General features: G+C 63.2%; 2 protein-coding genes. Both read right to left on the bottom strand.

Annotation, left to right across the window (positions count from 1 at the left end; translation table 11 throughout):
- Nucleotides 1-69: 69 nt before the first annotated feature.
- Nucleotides 70-1,407: a TldD/PmbA family protein gene (locus F8N49_RS26920; RefSeq protein ID WP_024014611.1), complete on the bottom strand. Its 1,338-nt coding sequence runs from the start codon at nucleotides 1,405-1,407 to the stop codon at nucleotides 70-72.
- A complete protein-coding gene (locus F8N49_RS26915) occupies nucleotides 1,407-2,849 on the bottom strand; it encodes a TldD/PmbA family protein (RefSeq protein ID WP_073476439.1) in 1,443 nt (480 codons plus the stop codon). Before F8N49_RS26915 ends, F8N49_RS26920 begins: the two co-directional genes overlap by 1 nt.
- Between the last annotated feature and the right edge of the window lie 199 nt (nucleotides 2,850-3,048).

Raw genomic sequence — 3,048 nt, 5'->3', positions numbered from 1 at the left:
GTCCGCTTTTGGCTGGGACGCGGAGCGTCCCGGGCTGCATTCCCACGCGGAGCGTGGGAACGATCGCCGTCAGAGGGTCAGGGTCAACCGGCTGACCAGCGCCCCCGGCAACAGCGATGACGAGGTATTGCGCTGGCTGTACGTACTCGCCGACAGCAGCAGCTCACGCTCGGTGGTCAGTGCCTCCAACTGCGAACCGAGCAGGTTGTAGGCGCTATCGTCGAAGCGCATGGTGCTGACCGGCGCCTGGATCTCGCCGTTCTCGACCCAGAAGGTCGCGAAGCGGGTCATGCCGGTCATGCGCGCCGCCGGTTGATCCGAGTAGTTCAGGTACCAAAGGTTGCTGATGTACAGCCCGGTGCCCAATTGCTTGAGGATCTCTTGCTGCGACAGATCACCGGCGGCCATGTTCAATGCGCTGGGCATCTCGCCGCCGCCCGCACCGTTCGCCGCCAGACCATATTCGGCGGCGCTGCGCGAGCCGACCAGTTGATCACCGGCCCGGCCTTCGATGATCAGACGCAGATCGCTGCGCGGATATCCCTCGGCGGAAAACGCCGGGCTCAGGGATTCGCTGACTTTCTCATCCAGCGACACCAGCGGACTGAACGCCTGATCGCCGACGTAGAGTTTCTGCAACGGGCTGCTCTTGCTGGCGATCGATTGCGCCGAGAACCCGCCCCAACTGAGCATGCCCATGATTTCTTCCAGCGCTGCCGGTGCCAGATAGGCGCGGTACTGTCCCGGTGCCAGGGTGCGTAACGGTCGGCCGAGAAACTCCAGCTGTTCGCGGGCCTGGGCGAAACGCCGGGCGAAGCCCTCGTCGCTCCAGTCATGCCCGGCGTAGCTGGCCTTCACCGCTTCGCCATTTTCATGGAACAGGCTGAAGTCGAAGTTGAAGCTGTTGGCTTCATGCCAGCCGAACGCGCCGGCGGAGCTGGCGAACCCGCGACTGATCGGGCCGGCAGCATAGAAACCGACCAGATCGAGACCTTCAGCGGCAGCGCAGATTTGCCCGACGACATCTTCGGTGTCCGGCAGCGGATGCGCTTGTACGTGCGTGCTCTGCCAGCTGTTGTGATTGAGCAGCAGGTACGGATCCTGCGGCAGCAGCGGCAGGGTTTCGCGCAGTTGTTGCAGGCCCTCGGCGAGCCGTTGCAGATCGGCTTCCTGATCCCCGGACAAGGTGATCTGCAGGTCGGCGTGGCGACCGTCGTCGATCAGTTTCAGGCCGACGTTGGCCTGTTGCACTTGCCCGGCCTGGCGCACCTTGGCGTGATTGAAGCGCACGAACGCCGAGGCTTCGGCGGCGTAGCTGAGCGTGAACTGTTCCGGCTCGCGCACGCTGTCGCGCAGCCAGTTGACCATGACCTTGAAGGCGTCGGACTGACGCTTCGAAATGCTCATCAGGCGTCTCCCCCAAACACATCAATGTTGCTGAATACGCAGGCCGGCGAAGCGTGGCCGACGCGAATCACCTGATTCGGTTCGCCCTTGCCGCAGTTCGGCGTGCCCAGCACCTTGACGGTGTTGGCATCGCCGACGGCGCGCAGGCTCTTCCAGAAGTGCGCGGAAATCGCCCGGTAGTTGGGATTTTTCACCACGCCTTTAAGTTCACCATGCTCGATCAACTGGCCCCATTCGCAGCCGAACTGGAATTTGTTGCGCGCATCGTCGATCGACCACGAGCGATTGGTGCTCATCAGGATGCCGTGCTCGATACCACCGATCATCTGCTCCAGCGTCTGATCGCCCGGCTCGATGTTGAGGTTGGCCATGCGGTCGATCGGTGGCCGGTTCCAGCCGCAGGCGCGGCTGTTGGCAACGCCTTCGAGGCCGGCACGATACTGCGACAGTGCCCCACCCAATGGGCGCAGCAACAGGCCGTCGCGGATCAGGAATTGTTTGCTCGCCGCAGTGCCGTCGTCGTCATGGCCGTAGCTCGCCAGCTCTTCGGGAATGCCTGGATCGAAAGTTACGTTGAGCAAATTCGAGCCGTATTGCAGGCTGCCGAAATCGCTGGTCTTGACGAAACTGGTGCCGGCGTAATTGCGCTCATCGCCGAGGATGCGGTCGAGCTCCAGCGGGTGACCGATGGATTCATGGATCTGCAGCATCATCTGATCAGGCATCAGCAGCAGGTCGCGCGGGCCTTGCGGGGTGTTCGGCGCGAGCAGCAGTTGCAGGGCCTGGTCGGCGACTTGCGGACCGGCACCGACCAGGCCGCAGCGGCTGATGACGTCGGCGCCACCCTGCTGGCCGAAATTCTCGCGGCCGAGGCTGCGGGTCTGGCTGTCGTTGCCGTCGTAGGCGGTGACGTCGAGGCTCGGATAGACGAAGCGCTGGGCCTGGCGCAATTCGGCGCCGGCGCTGCTCAGGTAGATCTGCTCGACGTTAGTGATGCCGATGCTCACCTGCCAATTGACCAGGCGTTCATCCTTGGGCACCGAGGCGGATTCCGCGCCGAGCAGATCGAAGCATTCGCTCAGGGACGGGAAGGGCTGTTCGAGATTGGGTGAAAAATAATCAGCGCGATCGCTGGAAAGCGGCTGCTCGCGCAGATCGAGCAAGGCGTGCGGCTTGAGCCGGCGGGCCTGTTGCTCGGCGCGCTCGAGGGCGGCTTGCAGGCCTTGTTGCGAGAGGTCATTGGTCGCCGCGTAGGCTTCGACGCCATTCACGCGCACGGTGAGCATCGCCCCTTCATCGCGGCTCAGGCTCGGCGGTTCGGCGACGTTCTTGCGCACCGACAGAAACTGCCCGGACTCGCGCACATACCGCAGGGAAAAAAATTCAGCGCCCGTGCGCAAGGCAGCAAAGCGCTGCTTGAGCTGGGGGTGGAAATCGAACATTCGAGAACCTCCTTGTAATGGAGTAGCGGCATGGCGACAGCGGGGAGGGGTGAAACGGTTGCGCGAGGTCTAGAGTAGGCCTGCGTGGGGGTAGGATCAAGTGAAGAGGGGATGTAGGAGGATTTACTGTGCCCGATAGCAGATCGTTCCCACGCTCTGCGTGGGAATGCCGCCATGGACGCTCTGCGTCCGCTTTGGG

The sequence above is a fragment of the Pseudomonas sp. GXM4 genome (assembly GCF_008923895.1).
In the GTDB taxonomy this organism is placed as follows: Bacteria; Pseudomonadota; Gammaproteobacteria; order Pseudomonadales; family Pseudomonadaceae; genus Aquipseudomonas; species Aquipseudomonas atacamensis.
This window is presented reverse-complemented; position numbering and strand designations above follow the sequence as displayed.

Excerpts from the sequence above, each read along its gene's own strand:
- F8N49_RS26920 (WP_024014611.1), bottom strand. The coding sequence starts at position 1,407 with ATGAGCATTTCGAAGCGTCAGTCCGACGCCTTCAAGGTCATGGTCAAC.
- F8N49_RS26915 (WP_073476439.1), bottom strand. The coding sequence starts at position 2,849 with ATGTTCGATTTCCACCCCCAGCTCAAGCAGCGCTTTGCTGCCTTGCGC.